Raw genomic sequence first — 20,883 nt, forward strand, 5'->3', positions numbered from 1 at the left:
ACGCTCCAGCGGAGTCTTATATTTATAGAAATAAAGATGAAATATAAAAAAAGCTCCAGCGGAGCAATATATTAATTTTCTAATATATGCGAAACTATGTCACCCCAACGGGGCTTTAATAAATACATTAAAAAATTTCTATAAATATGCCGGCTGGGACTTAATTAAAAAACGTATTTCTTAATTTTTTTAGCACAGTTAAACTCAATGAACCTTAATATCTTAATGGTAAAAAAACAATAGCAAAACAAATGAATAGAGAGCAACTTTTTTCTGTAGCAAATGATTGGTTTCAGCATCAGGGATGGAAACCGTTTCCGTTCCAGACACAAACCTGGACTGCTTTTTTACAAGGAAAAAATGGTTTACTAAACGCTCCTACCGGAAGCGGAAAAACCTATGCGCTCTGGTTGCCTATTGTTTTAGACTATATAAAAAACAATCCCAATTATAAAACAAAACATACTCCGGGACTTAAAGCGATCTGGATTACGCCATTACGTTCACTTTCGGTAGAAATAAAACAGGCTGCAGAAAGAGTGGTAAATGATTTAGGAACTAAAATGACTGTCGGAATTCGTTCAGGAGATACTTCTGCAAGCGAAAGAGCAAAGCAAAAAGGCAAAATGCCCGATTTATTGGTAACAACTCCAGAGAGTTTACAATTGCTTTTGGCAACAAAAGGTTACGATAAAATCTTTGGTAATTGTACGGCAATTGTCATTGATGAATGGCACGAATTATTAGGCACAAAAAGAGGCGTTCAGACTGAACTGGCTTTATCCCGACTAAAAACGATTGCTCCTAAAATGCGAATCTGGGGAATTTCGGCTACGATTGGAAATTTGCAGCAAGCTCAGGAAGTCTTACTTGGAGTGGATTCAGAAGCGTATCATAATTCGGTTTTAATCAAAGCACAGATTCATAAAAAAATAAAGGTTATTTCGATTATTCCGGATAAGATGGAAACGTATCCGTGGCGCGGACATATGGGTCTGCATCTTATTGATGAGGTTGCTAAAATTGTAAAAGCCAGTAAAACTACTTTAATTTTTACCAATGTACGATCTGCCTGTGAAATATGGTTCCAGCGATTGCTCGAAAAATATCCTGAGTTTGCGGGAGAAATGGCGATGCATCACGGAAGTATAAATAGGGAAACGAGACTTTGGGTCGAACAAGCAATCAGAGATGAGGAATTAAAGGTTGTAGTTTGTACATCAAGTCTTGACCTGGGAGTTGACTTTGCTCCTGTAGAAACCATTATTCAGGTTGGAGGTCCTAAAGGTGTTGCACGTTTTTTGCAAAGGGCCGGACGAAGCGGACATCAACCGGGGAAGGAAAGTGTTATTTATTTTCTGGCAACACACGCTATCGAATTAATCGAAGCATCGGCATTAAAAAAAGCAGTTGAAGAAAATGTTATCGAAGATCGTGTTCCGTATCTAAACAGTTGGGATGTTTTGGTGCAATATCTCAATACTTTAGCTGTTTCTGATGGGTTTATTCCTGATGAAATCTATAAGGAAGTAAAAGCTACCTTTTGTTACCAGGCAATGACGGAAGAAAACTGGAATTGGATTTTGAATTTCATTACTAACGGAAGTCAGAGCTTACAGGCATATGATGAATATAAAAAGGTAGAAATTGACGAAGACGGACGTTATAAAATAAACAGCCGATTAATTGCCATGCATCACAGAATGCAAATTGGGACTATTGTGGGCGACGCGGTTATAAATGTAAAATTTATGAGCGGCGGTTATATAGGAACTATTGAGGAATGGTTTGTATCTAAATTAAAACCCGGAGATACCTTTATTTTTGCCGGTAAACATCTTGAATTATTCAGGATCAGAAATATGCAGGTTTTGGTACGAAAAGCTGATCCCAAAAAGAAATCGAAAGTGGTAAGCTGGATGGGCGGACGAATGGCACTTTCTGCACAAATGAGCGAATTGCTGCGTCAGGAATTGTATCGCGCCAATACTGATAATTTATCTCCGGAATTAAAGGCATTAAAACCTTTATTTGCGAGACAAAGGAAAGAATCTATCGTTCCGGGAGATGATCAGTTTTTGATAGAAACCTTTAAAACGAGAGAAGGATATCATGCCATTTTTTATCCTTTTGAAGGTCGTTTTGTACATGAAGCTTTAGCCAGTTTATTAGCTTACAGAATTAGTTTATTATTGCCTATCAGTTTTTCATTGGCGTATAATGACTATGGATTTGAACTACTCTCGGATCAGGAAATTGACATGCAGAATGTTCTGGATAATAATTTGTTTTCTACCGAATATGTGCATCATGATTTGCAAAAAAGTTTGAATGCGACTGAAATGGCAAGACGAAAATTCAGGGATATTGCCGTAATTGCAGGTTTGGTGTTTACAGGTTTTCCGGGAAAAATGGTAAAGACAAAACATTTGCAAAGCGGTTCACAATTGTTATTTGAAGTTTTCAGGGATTACGAACCTGATAATTTATTATTTCAGCAAGCGTATCGTGAAACCTTTGAGCATCAGTTAGAAGAAGGACGTTTAATTTTAGCTTTGGAGCGAATAAACAATCAGGAAATTGTCTGGAAATCCTGTTTAAAACCAACTCCTTTTAGTTTTCCGTTAATCACAGACAGACTACGGGAAAAATTATCGAGTGAGACGTTAGCAGAACGAATTAAAAAAATGACAGCTTCGTATATGAAGTAATATTTATGACTATTACAATACAAAATCAAACGTTTATTTTACATCCAAGTGGGGCTTTATTTTGGGAAACCAGAAAATTGCTTTTGATATCTGATGTGCATTTAGGGAAAGTATCCCATTTTAGAAAACACGGCGTAGCGATTCCCAATAATGTGGTTTCGGAAAATTTTAAACGTTTGACTGATATCGTAGATTTTTTTAAACCTGAAAAAATTATTTTCCTGGGAGATTTATTTCATAGTACAAAAAATACCGAATGGGATTTATTCGAAAAATGGGTAGATTGCTGCACCAATAAAATTATACTTATTGCAGGAAATCACGATATTATCGATAAAAAACATTACACTAAAATTGATATAGATGTTGTAGAATCCCTTGAGGTAGACGACTTTTTATTAACCCATCATCCCACAATAAAAGAAGGTTTTTTTAATTTTTCAGGACATATCCATCCCGGAATTATTCTTCGGGGTTTTGGAGCACAATCTTTAAAACTGCCTTGTTTCTTTCAGAAAGAAAATCAAATGATTTTGGCTGCTTTTGGTGAATTTACCGGAAAACATGTTCTAAAACCACAGGAAAACGATATTGTTTATGCTATTGCAAATGATGAAGTTATAAGGATCAATCTAAATTGATTTTTTAAAGTAAAGCTGTTTTTGATCGGTATCACGGGTAGTATCATTTTTATAATTGAATTCCTCATATCCCAAAGATTTTAAAGTTTCTATTAATACAGTATCAATTTGAAAAGCTTTTGCCCAAATTAAATCATATTTTCTTTGTAAAGCGACTTCTTCGGCACGTTTAAAAAGTACTATTATATCTTCAGTATTGAAGTAAACAATATGATCTGTGCCCATTGGTTTATTGGCATCGAGATTTTGATTAGAGAGTCGGGATGAATTCAGTTTCATAAAAGATAACGGATTTTCGCCATCATACGCCATTAACATTTCAACCGAAAAATCATTTTGTATTTTGAATAACTTATGGCTCGAAAGATTTTCCTGAGCATACTTCTCTCCTATTTCTTTAGAGGAAGCAAATAAAGCTGAGTAGAATTTCAGCGCTTTTTCTTCCATCCAAACTACATTATCGTTTATGATTACTACAAATTTTGCAACTTTAGACATATTTATATTGTTTTATTATAATGCAAAGTTGAGATGATTTGATTGATTAGGAAAGAGCTAAATGTCTTGTAACTTGTTCGAAAAGTCGGGAGTTTTATTTCTCATTCCTCGAAATGACAAACTTTGTGTTAATATAATTTTATTTATATGCTAAATTATATTTCAGACATTCTTTTTGCGGTATTCTAAAGGGGAAATTCCCTCACATTTTTTAAAAAACCTGCCAAATCCCGATTGATTGGGAAAATTTAAAGTATCACTAATCTGGCTAATGGTTAAATCCTTGTTCTGAAGCAATACTTTGGCTTCCAGAACAACAATATCATCAATCCATTCGCTGGCTGTTTTCCCGCTGTTATTCTTGATTACTTCTGATAAATATTTGCGGGTTACATTCAATTCATCTGCATAATACTGAACAGATCGCTTGTTTATAAACTCTTTGGAAAGTAGTTCTTTAAATTTTTCGAATAGCGGATTTTGAGCCGAATCATCAGGAGATATTTGTTTGATGAAATCAAGTTCGTAAATTAAAATATAGAGATATCCTCTAAATATTGAAGGCTGATGAGTAGAATTATTGTCCAGCGATTGTCGTAGCAGTGAAAAGATTTGCTCGAACTTAATTTTGTTCTTCTTATTCAGATTAAAAACATGCATTTCACTATTTTCGAAAAATTCATATTGCGACAAAAAGAAAATATTAGCCTGATTGTGCAGAAAAAATTGCGGTTTAAAAAAAATAATATCAATTAAAATTTCGTCACTGTATTTTGTAAAACTTCTAATTACAGATGGTCCTAATGTAAGTATTGCCGGAGCGTGAATTATAACTTTTTTTAGTTTACTCTGCATTACAATACTTCCTTTTCTCAAAAATTCGATTGCATAGCTTTCTGCCCGATATGGTTCGCTGATATAAGGATGATCCTGCGCCTGAATGTAAAAATAATCAGTATTACTGTCAGCATTAGCAAACAAACTCTTATGATGTTCGAGCGAGTATGTTGTAATTTTATTCTTCAATTGTGTTAGGTTTAATCAATATCAAATATAGTCAACCATTTATCCATAACAAAAAAAATGGCGCCATACAGCGCCATTATCTTATCAAGAGTCAAAATTCTCTTTTGTCTATTCTCTTTATTCTATATTACTTTTTGTCGATTTTATAAAGTCTTCCAGCATCAGTAATAGCATATAAAGCTCCGTCGTTTCCTTGCGTTACGTCTCTAAAACGTTGATTTTCGGAAGCAAGAAGTCTTTCTTCACCAATTACTTTATTGTCTTTTATGGCAAGACGCACGATATGCATTCCGCTTAGAGCGCCGATAAATAAGTTATTTTGCCATTCCGGAACACGATTACCTGTATAAAAAGTCATTCCGCTTGGCGAAACTACCGGATCCCAATAGTAAACCGGTTGTTCTAAACCATCTTGTTGCTGAATTCCTGCACCAATTTTTTCACCTGTATATTCTATTCCGTAAGTTATTGTAGGCCATCCGTAATTTGCACCCGGTTTTATACGGTTAATTTCGTCGCCACCACGTGGTCCATGCTCAGCAAGCCAGATTTCGTTCGTAACAGGATTAAGGGCTAAACCTTGTGGGTTTCTATGCCCAATAGAATATAATTCAGGTAAAGCTCCGGTTTGCGTAAAAGTAGGATTTCCCGTTGCCGGCTGTCCGTCTTTTGTTATTCTGATAACTTTACCAAGAGCAGCAGTAACTGATTGTGCTAATGGTCTGGTTTCTAATACAGATCTTTCTCCTGTACTGACTATAAGAGAGCCGGTTTTATCAAAAAGAATACGTCCTCCATAATGAAGCGTACTTGGATTAGCAGGTTTTGCTCTGTATATTATTGTTGCGCCTTCGATTGTTTTTTCATCTGCTGATAATTTTCCTTTGGCCACAGCCGTATTATTTCCGCCTGTAGTTGCTTCAGCAAAAACCCAATATATCATTCGGTTTGTAGTAAAATCAGGATCAATACATAATCCTAATAAACCTCCCTGATTAGCAGCATTTACAGCAGGAATACCAGTAATAGGTGTACTCAAAACTCCGGCTGTTGTCGCGATACGCATTGTACCTGTTTTTTCTGTAATCAATAATCTTCCGTCAGGAAGTGTTTTTATTCCCCATGGGCTTGATAAAGCCGTAGCAATAGCAACTCCTTCATAAGGTGTATTGGTTTGGATGCCGTTAATACGGGTTTGTCCCTCAAATGCAGGTTTATAAGTTGTATTGGCAGCAGTACCTTCTACGGGATTAGTAGTTGTGCCTGGATTTACATCGACTTCTTTATCGTTAGAGCAGCTAAATAATGTCATTAGCACACTTGAAACAATAGCAATCTGGTTAATATTTCTCATAGTTTTGGGGTTTTAAATATTTAAAAAATTATCAGTTGTAGTGATTCTAAATTTAGAACAAAACAAAAATCTTAAATCTAAAATAAAAGCCGTTATATAATTTATGAGAAAAGTTATACGATTTTAATATCTATAATGCTGTTTCTAATTTTTTTTGATAATTTATTAATAATAATTTTTAAGTTTGCAATCATCAGATGATATGATAATACAATTATGGCATTAATCAATAAAAAATCGCTGGCTGAAGAAGTTGCTTCAAAATTACAAGAGCAGATCTCTTTAGGCCATTACAAACTCAATGAGAAATTACCTATTGAGGCTGAACTAATGAAAAGTTTTGGCGTTGGCAGATCTTCGATTAGAGAAGCTATGAAGTTACTGGCCAATTCAGGATTACTGCGCATTCAGCAAGGAGTTGGTACATTTGTGCAGGAAGTCAGAACAACACGTGAACCTATGGATCAGAGATTAATGCGTGCCAATGTTCAGGATTTAGATGAGGTAAGACAATTATTAGAATTAAAGATTGCCGAAAAAGCAGCCATTAACAGATCTGAAGATGACATAATTGCCATGAAAATGCACTTACAAAACAGAATGGCCGCTGCTAACAGAGGTTTACTTGAAGAATGCATAGAAGCCGACATACAATTTCATATCGCCATTGCAGAAGCATCAAAAAATGAAATTCTTGCCGATTTATATAAATCTGCTTCTGTACATCTTAAAAAAGGATTTCTTCATCTTTATCCGGATACCAAAATATTTCAGGATACTTATGCAATACATGAGCAGCTTTTAAATAGTATCATAGCACAAGATTCTAAAAAAGCCTGGAACACAGTTGCAAAAATCATAGGACATATTAATTACTAATTTTTTACCCAAATTCATCAGATGATCTGATATTAAAGCATGAAAACAAATACCATTGAACAGTCGAAACATTTAGCACAGCAAACTATTTTTTCCATTTTATTTACTATTAGCTTTACACATTTTCTTAACGATATGCTGCAGGCGGTAGTTCCGGCCGTATATCCTATTATCAAGGAAAAATTTCACTTAACCTTTACTGACATTGGGTTAATTACTTTGACTTACCAGCTTACAGCATCGATATTACAGCCTTTCGTAGGATTTTATACAGATAGAAAACCGCGACCATATTCATTGGCAATTGCAATGGTTTTTACCTTAGTTGGCTTGGCTGCAGTAGCTGTGGCTTCCAGCTTCATTAATATCTTGCTTGCCGTAAGTTTAATTGGTATTGGATCTTCTATATTTCATCCTGAATCTTCGAGGGTGGCACATTTGGCTTCGGGAGGAAAAAGAGGTTTGGCACAATCTATTTTTCAATTGGGAGGAAATGCAGGAAGTGCTGTCGGACCTTTGCTTGCCGCAATAATTGTGGTGCCTTACGGACAATTTAATATTATTTGGTTTTGTATTGCTGCTGTGTTAGGAATTGTTATTCTTTCAGGAGTTGCAAAATGGTATCAGGAACATTTAAACCTTAAAGCATTAAATAAAACTGCAGTAAAAGAAGAAATTCATCATTCACTTTCCAGAAAAAAAGTAATCTTTTCATTGGGTATTTTATTGGTTCTTATATTTTCCAAATATTTTTATATGGCAAGTATGACAAGCTATTATACTTTTTATCTTATCGATAAATTTCATTTGTCTGTACAGGAATCTCAAGTGTATCTTTTTGCTTTTATGGGTGCTGTAGCTGCCGGTACATTATTTGGCGGACCTTTAGGAGATCGTTTTGGACGTAAATATATTATTTGGATTTCTATATTAGGCGTTGCTCCTTTTACATTATTACTGCCTTATGTTTCTCTTTTCTGGACCGGAATATTATCGGTGATTATTGGTTTAATTATCTCATCTGCTTTCTCAGCAATTTTAGTTTATGCAACAGAGCTTGTTCCGGGAAAAGTTGGATTAATTGCCGGACTTTTCTTTGGGTTAGCTTTCGGAATGGGCGGATTAGGTTCTGCGATTTTAGGAAAATTAGCCGATAATACGAGCATTGAATATGTTTTTAAAGTATGTGCTTTCCTCCCTTTGATAGGAATTTTGACAAGTTTGCTTCCTAATATCGAAGGAAACAAAAAACATCAAAACAATTAAATAAAAGAATAAATTATTGCTTACTAATTCAAATTAAAAAAGCGCTAAATCTACTGACTTAGCGCTTTTTTGTTTGCATTAAAATTCGATATATTTTTATTACCAGCCTTTTACAGCTCCGCCTTTAAATTCACGAATTGCTGCTTGTTCTACTTCTGCCGATTGAAAAGCTTGTAAAAACTGCTTTACCTTTTCTTCATTTTTATTGTCTTCACGACTTACTACTAAGTTTACATAAGGAGAATCTTTATCCTCAACAAACAAGGCATCACGAGATGGGACTAATCCTGCCTGAGAAGCAAAAGTATTATTGATAATTGCAATTGTTACGTTTTCATCATCAAGTGCTCGTGGCAATTGAGGTGCTTCTAATTCTAAAATTTTAAGATTTTTAGGATTACTGACAATATCTGTAACTTTTGGCAATAAACCAATTCCTGGTTTAAGTTTCAATAAACCATTTTTCTCTAATAACAATAACGAACGTCCTCCGTTTGTTGGATCATTTGGGATAATAACAGTGCTTTCATTTTTTAATTCTGTAAGACTCTTTATCTTTTTAGAATAAGCCGCAATTGGGTAAATAAATGTTTTCCCGATAATTGCCAATTTATATCCGCGTTGTTTAGATTGCTCATCAAGATATGGTTTGTGCTGAAAAGCGTTTGCATCAATATCTCCCTGGCTCAAAGCTTCATTAGGAATTACATAATCGTTAAAGGAAATTAGTTCTACTTCTAATCCGTATTTTTCTTTTGCTACTTTTTTAGCCGCTTCTGCCACCTTATATTCCGGTCCGGTTGCAACTCCAACTTTTATGTGGTGCGGATCATTGTTTTTGCTTTTTCCGCAATTTGCCAATGATAATGTAAAGGCAACAATACCCGCTATTTTCAAAAAATTTAATCTAATATTCATTCTCTTATTTTTTAATTTTTAATTCTTAATTGATATCTATCTATGGTCAAATCTTTTGGATAAAAAGTCACCGGTAAACTGAATTATAAATACCAAAAGTACCAGTAAAGCTAAAACCGAATTCATAGTTACGGCATCATAACCAATGTATCCGTATTGATATCCTACTTGTCCTAAACCACCAGCACCAACAGCACCACCCATTGCAGAATATCCTACAAGTGTAATTAATGTTATAGAAGCTGCGTTTATTAAAGATGGCAAAGCTTCCGGTAGCAATACTTTGTATACGATCTGGAAAGGTGTTGCACCCAAAGCTCTTGCTGCTTCGATTAATCCTGAAGGCAATCCTAAAAGACTATTTTCTACAAGTCTGGCAATAAATGGAGCGGCACCAATACTTAAAGGAACAAGTGCTGCACTTACACCAATAGAAGTTCCTACCAATGCACGTGTAAACGGAATCATCCAGACAATTAATATAATGAACGGAATTGAACGAAAAATATTCACCAAAACCGATAAAGTCCTGTTTAAAACCGGTTGATCCAGAATTTGATTTTTTCGGGTAAGAAAAAGCAAAATACCGGTTGGAAGTCCCAATACAAAACCAAAAAATCCCGAAACAAATGTCATCACGATGGTTTCCCAGGTTCCTTTTAATAATAAGTCAATAATTGAATCAGACATAACCTATAATTTCTGTTTTAATATGTTTAGAAATAAAATACTCAATTGCAGCTTCATAATTCTCGCGCTTTCCCGACAGTTCAATCAGCATAACGCCAAAATTTACATCTCCGGCCTGATCCATTTGTGCACTAACAATCTTAAAGTTAGTATCAAACAATCGCGAAACTTCAGAAATAACGGGCTCATTAACAGATTTTCCAGTCATTTCAAGTCTCAACAACGGATTTAAGCCTTCGCGATCTTCTTTTTGTAACCTTTCCTGATACACTCTTGGAATATCAAGATGAAGTGAAGACGCGATAAATTCTTTTGTTAATTCATGTTTAGGATCGGCAAAAATTTCGCCTACACTTCCCTGTTCTATCAGTTTTCCGTGGCTGATTACAGCAACCTCATCACAAATCGATTTCACAACTTCCATCTGGTGTGTGATCAAAAGAATCGTAATGTTCAAACGACGATTAATATCTTTTAATAAATTTAGGATAGATCTTGTAGTTGCCGGATCAAGCGCACTTGTAGCTTCGTCGCACAACAATACTTTTGGGTTATTTGCCAATGTTCTGGCAATGGCAACTCTTTGTTTTTGACCTCCTGAAAGGCTTGCAGGATAATCATTTGCTTTTTCAGCCAAACCTACCAATTGCAGTAATTCTAAAACACGAGTCTGAATATCTCCTTTTGGAACTCCAACAAGCTCCAACGGAAAAGCCACATTCTCAAAAACTGTACGTGATGAAAGCAAATTAAAATGCTGAAAAATCATTCCTATTTGTCTTCTTTCAATCGCAAGCTGTGCATTTGATAATTGTATCAAAGATTTTCCGTCAACGATAATTTCTCCTGAAGTTGGTCTTTCCAGCAAGTTTACACAACGAATTAAAGTACTTTTTCCAGCTCCCGAAGTTCCAATTACACCAAAGATTTTTCCAGGTGGAACTTTAAGCGAAACATCGGACAAAGCCGAAACAATTCGGTTTTTCTGATGAAAATTCTTGGTGACATTTTTTAGTTCAATCATTTTTTTATTCAAGTTAAGTCTGATATCTACAGACATAAATACTTAGCGGTTCTGAAATTGCCAAAATAAAATCAAAAAGCCTTTCATAAATATTGAAAGGCTTTAGAAATAAATAATTTTATTTTTATATATAAGCCAGTTTATACCATTGCATAGTTCCACAACAATTGTTGCAGCTATAATAATTGGTATTCTGGTTATTGTTTTTCATTGCTGCGGCAAATTTAAAGAGATAATTTGAATTTCAATGCAAAAAATCATAAACTTTTTTTACCCTATCAATCTAATAGACTGTTTTAGGCATTGGAGCTGTTTCCTGCTGTCTGCTGTATCTTTACTTGCTTAAAGAAAGCAAGCAAAGGATGCCGCTCCCATCAGGGCTATTGAACTAGTTTTTACAACAACTATTCTTTTTATAGACAAGCATTACAGATTTAAATATATTTTCGTGATAATCTTTTATAAAAAAAGCAAACCCTATAATAAATAGGGTTTGCTAATTCTCAAAAAAAAACCAAAGTGTTCAATAAAAATCCCAAGTCTTTTCTATAAATAACTAAACTACTATTCTAAAAATTTATAACGAAGTCCCAATTCAAAAACATCATTTGCGAAAGCACCTGAGTTGCCTATATAATTGGAATAAGACAAAAAGATTCCTAATTTTTCCAGTGAAATTCCAAAAGAACCTGAGATTACTTCATTAGTATGATACATAGCAGATATATTCATATGGTACTCCGGCATATTAAAATTTGTTCCTATATCTAATATATCCTTATATCCTCTGATACCTCTAAAAGCAACAAGAGGTTCAATATTAAAGTCGTTAATCCTGCTGGATACATACAACTTATAACTTATGGCAGAATAAAACACCTGATTGTCTATATATTTCCTTTCCCCATTATCATTATCAAAAAAAACATTGTTCAAATTTGGAACAGCAGCCTGAATGGTTAATAATTTTGAGGTATATGAAATACCAAAATCGCCATCTAAAGCTCCTCCTTCATCAAAATTCTGAACCGAAGGATCGTCAATATTACCATTAATCTTGCTTTTATCAAGAGATAAAAATCGGGCTCCAAGCGAAAGTCCGAAATTTATTTTTTGATCCTCTCCGTCAATTGGCAAATGATAGGCAAAAGTTCCCAAAATTCTTGAGTTGGTAATCAAACCTGCTCTGTCACTATTAAAATTAAGACCGTAAGCAAGTCTGCTATCCGGGTTATATTCTGCAGTTGCATACATTAGAACCGGATTTCCGGGCACCTGATTCCATTGTCTCTGGTACCCAATATTTAAGTTCACACCTTTATTTAACCCCGCCATCGCAGGATTTCCCAAATATTGATTTTGGTAATACATGGCTTCAAATTTGTTTAATTGTGCATTAGCCAAGTTTGTAAACAAGAATAGTACACTCAAAAACAAGATTGGCCTGATAGTCGATAATCTCATAAATATTTTTTTACTTGTATTCATATCTATATGGTTATGATATAACAATTTTATTATTTTAAACTTTTTAGCTCTGGATCTTAATCCCTGATCACGGTAATAAATCCTTTGATTTTAGGTAAATTATCTCCCAGATCAATTAGATAATAGTAAGTATCATTATTTAGCGGAGAACCACTGTAAGATCCATCCCATTCATTACTGTATGACTTTTTAGAATACACTATTCGACCCGCTCTGTCGTATACCGTCACAGTATTATTTGGGTACAAAACAATATCCTTAATTTCCCAGAAATCATTTTTTCCATCTCCATTTGGCGAGAGAATATTATTTGCTGTAACCTGATCCGGTGAAGCACCTTTATATACAGTAATAGTATAGGTTTGCTTTGTTACACCATCTTGAGCTGTAATTATTGTCTGAATGATATTCTCTCCTAATTTCAGCGCGATTGGCGTACTTTGAACTGAATTCGATACAGGTAATCCGTTTACAGTTATTTTAGATGCAGGATCCGTAACGGTTGGAGTAACTGTTATAGAATTTACATCATACTTAACAGCTGCACTATAATTATATACATCTGATTCGAATTCTGGATTTAATGTGCCTTCACTAATGGTTAAATCAGATAAAGAGGCCGTATCAGAACTTTCCCTTGTAACATTTAGAATGTATGTTTTGGTCGTTAAACCATCTTCTGAAGTTACTTTTATAGCTATTGTATTCAATCCTGCCAATAAAGGAACTGAAGTTATAGATCCGCCATTTGAAACTATAATTCCATTGATTGTTATTGTTGCCAAAGGATCATCAGACGTCACTGTTATTGTCTCTGTGTCAACATTACTTCCTACAGTTACATTATATAAAAGAACATCTGGTGAGAAAGCAGGAGTTAAAACTCCGTTATTAATAGTAAGACTTGCTAACTTAACATCGTTCGCAGATGTTACAGTCAACACTCCCGTAACATATATAATGCTGTAATTAGAATCTATCGCACCACTTGCTGTAATAGCATAAACCCCTACTGGACTTGTTGCATTTGCAATAGTAGAAATAGTTGGCGCAGTGGATAAACTTGTAACTGTATCCCCATTTACAAAACCATTATAACTTGCTGTTAACATAGGATTTGGCATGCCATAAGCTCTTGTTTTATTATCAGCCGTAATGGTCAAAGTTGCCTGGGTTACTGTTAAACTTCCCGCAACATAACTAATGATGTAATTGTTATTTACCGCTCCAATTGCCGTAATTGGGTATGTTCCCACAATGCTGGCATTATCCGCTGTTGTGGTGATTGTTGGCGGAGTCGTTAAACTCGTTGCCGTATCGCCGTTTACAAATCCCGCATAACTTGCCGTTAAAGTCGGATTTGCTGAACCATACGTTTTGGTTTGCGCATCGGCTGTAATGGTCAAAGTTGCCTGGGTTACCGTCAAACTTCCCGCAACATAACTGATGCTGTAATTGTCATTTACCGCTCCAGTTGCCGTGATTGGGTATGTTCCCACAATGCTGGCATTATCCGCGGTTGTGGTGATTGTTGGCGGAGTCGTTATACTCGCCGAAGTATCCCCGTTTACAAATCCAGCATAACTTGCAGTTAAGGTAGGATTTACCGATCCGTAAATTTTGGTTTGCGCATCGGCTGTAATGGTCAAAGTTGCCTGAGTTACTGTCAAGCTTCCCGCAACATAATTGATGATGTAATTATCATTCACCGCTCCTATTGCCATGATTGGATAGGTTCCCACAATACTGGCATTATCCGCGGTTGTGGTGATTGTTGGCGGAGTCGTTATACTCGCCGAAGTATCCCCATTTACAAATCCCGCATAACTTGCCGTTAAAGTCGGATTTGCTGAACCGTACGTTTTGGTTTGCGCATCGGCTGTAATGGTTAAAGTTGCCTGGGTTACCGTCAAACTTCCCGCAACATAACTGATGCTGTAATTGTCATTTACCGCTCCTGTTGCCGTGATTGGGTATGTTCCCACAATGCTGGTATTATCCGCTGTTGTGGTAATTGTTGGAGGAGTTGATAAACTTGCCGAAGTATCGCCGTTTACAAATCCTGCATAACTTGCCGTTAAAGTCGGGTTTGCTGATCCGTAGATTTTGGTTTGCACATCAGCCGTAATGGTCAAAGTTGCCTGAGTTACTGTCAAACTTCCTGCAACATAATTGATGATGTAATTATCATTCACCGCTCCTGTTGCCGTGATTGGATAGCTTCCCACAATACTGGCATTATCAGCTGTTGTGGTAATAGTTGGCAGAGTCGTTAAACTTGCCGAAGTATCACCATTTACAAATCCTGTATAACTTGCTGTTAAGATAGGATTCGCTGAACCGTAAGTTTTGGTTTGCGCATCTGCCGTGATGATCAAAGTTGCCTGTGTTACTGTCAAACTTCCTGCAACATAACTGATGATGTAATTGTCATTCACCGCTCCGATAGCCGTGATTGGATAACTTCCAACAATACTTGCATTATCTGCAGTTGTGGTAATAGTTGGCAGAGTCGTTAAACTTGCCGAAGTATCGCCGTTTACAAATCCTGCATAACTTGCCGTTAAGGTAGGGTTTGCTGATCCGTAAGTTTTGGTTTGCACATCGGCAGTGATGGTCAAAGTTGACTGGGTTACTGTCAAACTTCCCGCAACATAACTGATGATATAATTGTCATTTACCGCTCCAGTTGCCGTGATTGGATAGGTTCCCACAATGCTGGCATTATCCGCGGTTGTGGTGATTGTTGGCGGAGTCGTTAAACTCGCTGCTGTATCGCCGTTTACAAATCCCCCATAACTTCCCGTTAAAGTTGGGTTTGCTGATCCGTAAGTTTTGGTTTGTGCATCTGCCGTGATGGTCAAAGTTGCTGGATTAACAGTTAAAGTCCCATCAGTATATTCAATCGTATAATTTGCACTAACTGCACCACTTGCCGTTACGGGATACGTTCCAACTGGACTACTTTGAACAGCTGTCGTGGTAATTGTTGGCAAGGTTGTTAAACTGGTCTCTGTATCGCCGTTCACAAAACCAACATAACTAACTGTCAAAGCAGGATTTATATCTCCGTATATTTTATTTTGATTATTTGCAACAATCGTCAATAAAGTTGTAGCAGTTACAGTTAATGTTCCATCAATATGATTAATTATATAATTAGAATCTGTTGTTCCACTTACTGTAATTGGATATGTTCCAACAGAACTTGCCGCGGTAGCCGATGTGCTAATCGTTGTTTGCGTGGTTAAACTTGACACTGTATCTCCGTTTACAAATCCTGCATAACTTGCCGTTAAGGTAGGATTTGTATCTCCGTAAACTTTACTTTTATTGTCTGCTGTTACCGTCAAAGTTGCCTGGGTTACTATCAAACTTCCCGCAACATAATTGATAATGTAATTATCATTCACCGCTCCAAGTGCTGTGATTGGATAGGTTCCCACAATGCTGGTATTATCCGCGGTTGTGGTGATTGTTGGCGGAGTCGTTAAACTCGCTGCCGTATCCCCGTTTACAAATCCAGCATAACTTGCCGTTAAGGTAGGATTTACCGATCCGTAAATTTTGGTTTGCGCATCGGCTGTAATGGTCAAAGTTGCCTGTGTTACTGTTAAACTTCCCGCAACATAACTGATGATGTAATTATCATTCACCGCTCCAAGTGCCGTGATTGGATAACTTCCAACAATACTTGCATTATCCGCGGTTGTGGTAATAGTTGGCAGAGTGGTTAAACTTGCTGCCGTATCCCCGTTTACAAATCCAGTATAACTTGCCGTTAAGGTAGGGTTTGCTGATCCGTAGATTTTTGTTTGTGCATCTGCCGTAATGGTCAAAGTTGCCTGAGTTACTATTAAACTTCCCGCAACATAACTGATGATGTAATTATCATTTACCGCTCCTGTTGCCGTGATTGGATAGGTTCCCACAATACTTGCATTATACGCGGTTGTGGTGATTGTTGGCGGAGTCGTTAAACTTGTCGAAGTATCCCCATTTACAAATCCCGCATAACTTGCCGTTAAGGTAGGATTTACCGATCCGTAAGTTTTGGTTTGCGCATCTGCCGTGATGGTCAAAGTTGCCTGTGTTACTGTCAAACTTCCTGCAACATAACTGATGATGTAATTATCATTTACCGCACCAGTTGCCGTAATTGGATAGGTTCCCACAATGCTGCTATTATCCGCTGTTGTGGTAATTGTTGGCGGAGTCGTTAAACTTGTCGAAGTATCCCCATTTACAAATCCCGCATAACTTGCCGTTAAGGTAGGATTTGCTGATCCGTAAGTTTTGGTTTGCGCATCTGCCGTGATGATCAAAGTTGCCTGTGTTACTGTTAAACTTCCCGCAACATAGCTGATGATGTAATTATTATTCACCGCTCCTGTTGCCGTGATTGGATAGGTTCCCACAATACTGGCATTATCCGCGGTTGTGGTGATTGTTGGCGGAGTTGATAAACTTGCCACCGTATCGCCGTTTACAAATCCCGCATAACTTGCCGTTAAAGTCGGGTTTGCTGATCCGTAGATTTTTGTTTGTGCATCAGCCGTAATGGTCAAAGTTGCCTGAGTTACTGTTAAACTTCCCGCGACATAATTGATAATGTAATTATTATTCACCGCTCCTGTTACCGTGATTGGATAGGTTCCCACAATACTTGCATTATCCGCGGTTGTGGTGATTGTTGGCGGAGTTGATAAACTTGCTGCCGTATCGCCGTTTACAAATCCTGCATAACTTACCGTTAAGGTAGGATTTGCTGAACCGTAAGTTTTGGTTTGCGCATCGGCCGTGATGGTCAAAGTTGCCTGAGTTACTGTTAAACTTCCCGCAACATAATTGATGATGTAATTATCATTTACCGCTCCTGTTGCCGTGATTGGATAACTTCCCACAATGCTGGTATTATCTGCAGTTGTACTGATCGTTGGCACAGTGGTTAAACTTGCTGCCGTATCCCCATTTACAAATCCCGCATAACTTGCCGTTAAAGTTGGGTTTGCTGATCCGTAGGTTTTGGTTTGCGCATCTGCCGTAATGGTCAAAGTTGCCTGGGTTACTATCAAACTTCCTGCAACATAACTGATGATGTAATTGTCATTCACCGCTCCGATTGCCGTAATTGGATAACTTCCAACAATACTTGCATTATCCGCGGTTGTGGTGATTGTTGGCGGAGTTGATAAACTTGCTGCCGTATCGCCGTTTACAAATCCTGCATAACTTACCGTTAAGGTAGGATTTACCGATCCGTAAGTTTTGATTTGCGCATCGGCTGTGATGGTCAAAGTTGCCTGAGTTACTGTTAAACTTCCCGCAACATAACTGATGATGTAATTGTTATTTACCGCTCCGATTGCCGTGATTGGGTATGTTCCCACAATACTGGCATTATCTGCGGTTGTGGTGATTGTTGGCGGAGTCGTTAAACTCGCTGCCGTATCGCCGTTTACAAATCCTGCATAACTTGCTGTTAAGGTTGGGTTTGCTGATCCGTAAGTTTTGGTTTGCGCATCGGCGGTGATGGTCAAAGTTGCCTGGGTTACTGTCAAACTTCCTGCAACATAACTGATGATGTAATTGTCATTTACCGCTCCTGTTGCCGTGATTGGATAGGTCCCCACAATACTAGCATTATCCGCGGTTGTGGTGATTGTTGGTGGAGTCGTTAAACTTGCTGCCGTATCCCCGTTTACAAATCCTGCATAACTTGCCGTTAAGGTAGGATTTACCGATCCGTAGATTTTGGTTTGCGCATCTGCCGTGATGGTCAAATTCGCTTTGTTAACTGTACTTAAAACTGTGGGCAAATTAATTGTTGTGGCACTATTACTAGTCAAAACTATATCTCCTGAATAATCTCCTGCCGGAATTGTTCCTTTTAATCGAATGTAAACTGGTGTATCTATAATAGTTCCTGCTCCTCCTATTGTAATACTGTTCGTAAAAGTAGTATCATCACTACTTACTTCAAATCCTGAAGGTGCTGCAATTAAAATCCCTTCGAACATATCAGTACCTGAAACATTAAAAGGAGCAGATAATGATGATGTTCCATAAATAGTGGTTAGTGCCTGTAAAGTACCGCTTGTTATAATTGTTGGCGGTGCAGTTCTGTTTACCGTTACCGTATAAGTTTCTATTGTCGTTCCATCCTGAGCTGTTACAACTGTAGTAATAACATTTGGTCCAACTGCCAAAGCAATGGCTGTTGAAGGATTTCCGCTTATAACTGCCAAACCATTTACAGTAATAGTTGCATTAGTATCTGTAGCTACAGGCGTAACAGTTAAACTTGTAATGGCATTGGCTACAGTAGCTGTATAACTTGTGGTACCACTCGCAAAAGCAGGGTCTAAAGTACCTTCACTTATATTTAAATTATTTAATGTAGCAATATTATTAAGGGTGGTAACTCCTGACGGATTTCCTGTACTTAATTCAGACAGATAGATTTCACTTCCCGATAGACCATTGTATTCAGCTGTCATAACCTGATATGTTGTAGCAGGAGTCAAACCAGTTATATTAACTGTTGTTCCAGTACCATTATAAATACAATACCAGCCTGTTGTACCAATTTGACTTCCCGAACCAAAAACAGTATTTGATGTATAAGTTGTAAAATCTATCGGCGCTGCACTGCCATTTATACCCTCATACATAAACACAGCTCTTGAAGAACCATTACCATTTAACCAACTTGCGGTTGTTGTAGTTCCTGTTGTTCCCGAAAAAACAACATTTGTTGCCTGAACTGAAGGAGCTGATAGTGTTTGAAAAGTAAATACAGCGCCTGTTGAAAAATCAACATTATTAAATGAAACCTTATCTCCAGAAAGAGATACTGCGTTGTATTTTACGACACTTCCTCCACTAAAATCACCTGTACCTGTTGGATCGACTAATAATACATAATCATTGGCATTTTGTCCCGAATAAGTTAAGCCATTAATATCATAACTTAATGTTACGGTTCCAGGATTTCCTGAACTTTGAATTTTCCATATTCTTTGTACTCTTTTCGTTGGACTACCTGTTACAATAACGTTTGCTTCTGTAAGTGTAGCTGCGTCATGACCAATCAGTAAAAACCCATTATTAACTAATGAGGATGGGTTAGTAATTATAATATTTCCTTTTCCTGCTTGTCCCGTACCATCACCACTTCCATTATTGGTACTATTAGATTGCACTTGTAATAATCCTGACAAATCATCCTGTGCAATTCCAAATACATCATTATGATAAACACTATTTGCAGTTGCATCCCAAACCACATTTCCGGCACTATCAAGATAATTACCCTGTTTATGTATACCATATTTTATGGATAGGTAAGATTCTATACTTGCTGCTGTTGTACCCGTAATTAGTGAAGGATACATTATTATCTCAGCTATATTACCTCTCCATTGTTCGTTTCCAGAATTTACGAAAGAACCTATTCTTCCACTATTTGTTGCGAGTAATGTATTCCATGTTACTTGACTGGCAGTTCCAACTGAGGTTCCAGCATCAAAATAAGATATTGTTGGTGCACTATAAGTAATAGTAGCCAATTTTGGCACATTGGCAGCCCAGAAAGCCGTAGAAGATTGTGTACCACTACCAAAAATACTTAAATACAAAGGTGTTGCATTTAATAATTTTCCAACATTAAAAGAGCGTGAAGGATTACCCGTTCCATAACCATATATCCAGCTATTACCTGTTTGTGTATTAGTAGAAGTCCCCACTATAAATAAAGAACGGGCACTATTTGCTGCAGGAAAATTGTTTGTTGGTGCAATCAAATAATTACTTCCTGAGAAAGTAAGAGATTGATTAAAATTGATACTATTAGAAGTATAAGCTGGCTGACTAGCTGCTGTAACTTGTACCGCATCATTCAAATTTCCGCTAGAATCACTCCATTGTGCTACATTGTTTGCATTTAGACTAATGCCAGCGTTTGCTTTATACCACATAACCTCTCCCGAAACTCCTCCTGGACTTTGAGCAATTCCATGAAAGGGAAATGCTAAAATAATAATCCAAAGAAAAATAGAAAAAAGTTGTATTTGTTTAAAAGAAATCGAAATAGAAGGAAAAGTAGATATTCTAATCATGCTAAATAATTTTAAAAGTTTCAAAAAATCACATATCAGATCTTAAATATTAAATTTAATACATAACAATTTTTATTGAGTTTAGTCCTGTTATTTATTGTTTTCATTTACAAAATAAAACACGGCACTCATAAAACAATTAATACTAAATGGTCACATTTAAGAATAAATATTATATGATAATCATTATTAATATTTTACTATGTCAAATATTATTGTTAATCGATTTTGTTTCTTACCACGATACGTTTTAAAACTAACAGTTTAA

Annotated in this window: 12 protein-coding genes; 4 read left to right on the forward strand and 8 right to left on the reverse strand. The window is 36.6% G+C overall.

The features are described from left to right. Window positions 1-251: 251 nt before the first annotated feature. Together RC62_RS10715 and pdeM are read left to right on the forward strand one after the other, a co-directional pair. Window positions 252-2,711, forward strand: a complete 2,460-nt coding sequence (locus RC62_RS10715) for a ligase-associated DNA damage response DEXH box helicase (RefSeq protein WP_055095218.1) — start codon at window positions 252-254, stop codon at window positions 2,709-2,711. Window positions 2,712-2,716: 5 nt separating this feature from the next. Next, a complete protein-coding gene (gene pdeM / locus RC62_RS10720) occupies window positions 2,717-3,352 on the forward strand; it encodes a ligase-associated DNA damage response endonuclease PdeM (RefSeq protein WP_055095219.1) in 636 nt (211 codons plus the stop codon). On the opposite strand, the gene RC62_RS10725 is transcribed toward pdeM, so the two are convergent. The 3 genes from RC62_RS10725 to RC62_RS10735 all read right to left on the reverse strand — a co-directional run bounded on the left by RC62_RS10725 (window position 3,344) and on the right by RC62_RS10735 (window position 6,230). Further along, a complete protein-coding gene (locus tag RC62_RS10725) occupies window positions 3,344-3,850 on the reverse strand; it encodes a hypothetical protein (protein ID WP_055095220.1) in 507 nt (168 codons plus the stop codon). The two genes, pdeM and RC62_RS10725, sit on opposite strands and share 9 nt — an antisense overlap. 162 nt (window positions 3,851-4,012) lie before the next feature. Next, window positions 4,013-4,876, reverse strand: a complete 864-nt coding sequence (locus RC62_RS10730) for a helix-turn-helix domain-containing protein (RefSeq protein ID WP_157472481.1) — start codon at window positions 4,874-4,876, stop codon at window positions 4,013-4,015. 127 nt (window positions 4,877-5,003) lie between these two features. Next, complete coding sequence (locus RC62_RS10735) at window positions 5,004-6,230, reverse strand: PQQ-dependent sugar dehydrogenase (protein WP_055095222.1); 1,227 nt, start codon at window positions 6,228-6,230, stop codon at window positions 5,004-5,006. A gap of 216 nt (window positions 6,231-6,446) precedes the next feature. Here RC62_RS10735 and RC62_RS10740 point away from each other — a divergent pair, with 216 nt between their 5' ends. Beyond that, complete coding sequence (locus RC62_RS10740; RefSeq protein ID WP_055095223.1) at window positions 6,447-7,109, forward strand: FadR/GntR family transcriptional regulator; 663 nt, start codon at window positions 6,447-6,449, stop codon at window positions 7,107-7,109. A gap of 39 nt (window positions 7,110-7,148) precedes the next feature. After that, window positions 7,149-8,375: an MFS transporter gene (locus tag RC62_RS10745; RefSeq protein ID WP_055095224.1), complete on the forward strand. Its 1,227-nt coding sequence runs from the start codon at window positions 7,149-7,151 to the stop codon at window positions 8,373-8,375. Window positions 8,376-8,474: 99 nt separating this feature from the next. Here the strand turns inward: RC62_RS10745 and metQ are convergent, their stop codons facing one another. From metQ to RC62_RS10770, 5 genes are all read right to left on the reverse strand, one after another. Next, window positions 8,475-9,293: a methionine ABC transporter substrate-binding lipoprotein MetQ gene (metQ, locus tag RC62_RS10750; RefSeq protein ID WP_055095225.1), complete on the reverse strand. Its 819-nt coding sequence runs from the start codon at window positions 9,291-9,293 to the stop codon at window positions 8,475-8,477. Window positions 9,294-9,329: 36 nt separating this feature from the next. Next, window positions 9,330-9,983: a methionine ABC transporter permease MetI gene (locus RC62_RS10755; protein ID WP_055095226.1), complete on the reverse strand. Its 654-nt coding sequence runs from the start codon at window positions 9,981-9,983 to the stop codon at window positions 9,330-9,332. Further along, on the reverse strand, window positions 9,976-11,007 hold the full coding sequence (gene metN, locus RC62_RS10760; RefSeq protein WP_055095418.1) for a methionine ABC transporter ATP-binding protein MetN: 1,032 nt from the start codon (window positions 11,005-11,007) through the stop codon (window positions 9,976-9,978). The genes RC62_RS10755 and metN overlap by 8 nt, the downstream gene beginning before the upstream one ends. 564 nt (window positions 11,008-11,571) lie before the next feature. After that, the gene (locus RC62_RS10765) at window positions 11,572-12,495 is read right to left on the reverse strand and encodes a PorP/SprF family type IX secretion system membrane protein (RefSeq protein ID WP_082421272.1); all 924 of its coding nucleotides are present in this window, start codon (window positions 12,493-12,495) and stop codon (window positions 11,572-11,574) included. Window positions 12,496-12,551: 56 nt separating this feature from the next. Beyond that, complete coding sequence (locus RC62_RS10770; RefSeq protein WP_055095228.1) at window positions 12,552-20,615, reverse strand: MBG domain-containing protein; 8,064 nt, start codon at window positions 20,613-20,615, stop codon at window positions 12,552-12,554. Window positions 20,616-20,883: the final 268 nt, after the last annotated feature.

This window comes from Flavobacterium aquidurense (assembly GCF_001404985.1).
Lineage (GTDB): Bacteria > Bacteroidota > Bacteroidia > Flavobacteriales > Flavobacteriaceae > Flavobacterium > Flavobacterium aquidurense_B.

Bases quoted from the DNA above. Each gene is read 5' to 3' on its own strand.
- RC62_RS10740 (WP_055095223.1), top strand. From the start codon at position 6,447: ATGGCATTAATCAATAAAAAATCGCTGGCTGAAGAAGTTGCTTCAAAA.
- metQ (WP_055095225.1), bottom strand. From the start codon at position 9,293: ATGAATATTAGATTAAATTTTTTGAAAATAGCGGGTATTGTTGCCTTT.
- metN (WP_055095418.1), bottom strand. From the start codon at position 11,007: ATGATTGAACTAAAAAATGTCACCAAGAATTTTCATCAGAAAAACCGA.
- pdeM (WP_055095219.1), top strand. From the start codon at position 2,717: ATGACTATTACAATACAAAATCAAACGTTTATTTTACATCCAAGTGGG.
- RC62_RS10725 (WP_055095220.1), bottom strand. From the start codon at position 3,850: ATGTCTAAAGTTGCAAAATTTGTAGTAATCATAAACGATAATGTAGTT.
- RC62_RS10765 (WP_082421272.1), bottom strand. From the start codon at position 12,495: ATGAATACAAGTAAAAAAATATTTATGAGATTATCGACTATCAGGCCA.
- RC62_RS10735 (WP_055095222.1), bottom strand. From the start codon at position 6,230: ATGAGAAATATTAACCAGATTGCTATTGTTTCAAGTGTGCTAATGACA.
- RC62_RS10770 (WP_055095228.1), bottom strand. From the start codon at position 20,615: ATGATTAGAATATCTACTTTTCCTTCTATTTCGATTTCTTTTAAACAA.
- RC62_RS10715 (WP_055095218.1), top strand. From the start codon at position 252: ATGAATAGAGAGCAACTTTTTTCTGTAGCAAATGATTGGTTTCAGCAT.
- RC62_RS10745 (WP_055095224.1), top strand. From the start codon at position 7,149: ATGAAAACAAATACCATTGAACAGTCGAAACATTTAGCACAGCAAACT.
- RC62_RS10755 (WP_055095226.1), bottom strand. From the start codon at position 9,983: ATGTCTGATTCAATTATTGACTTATTATTAAAAGGAACCTGGGAAACC.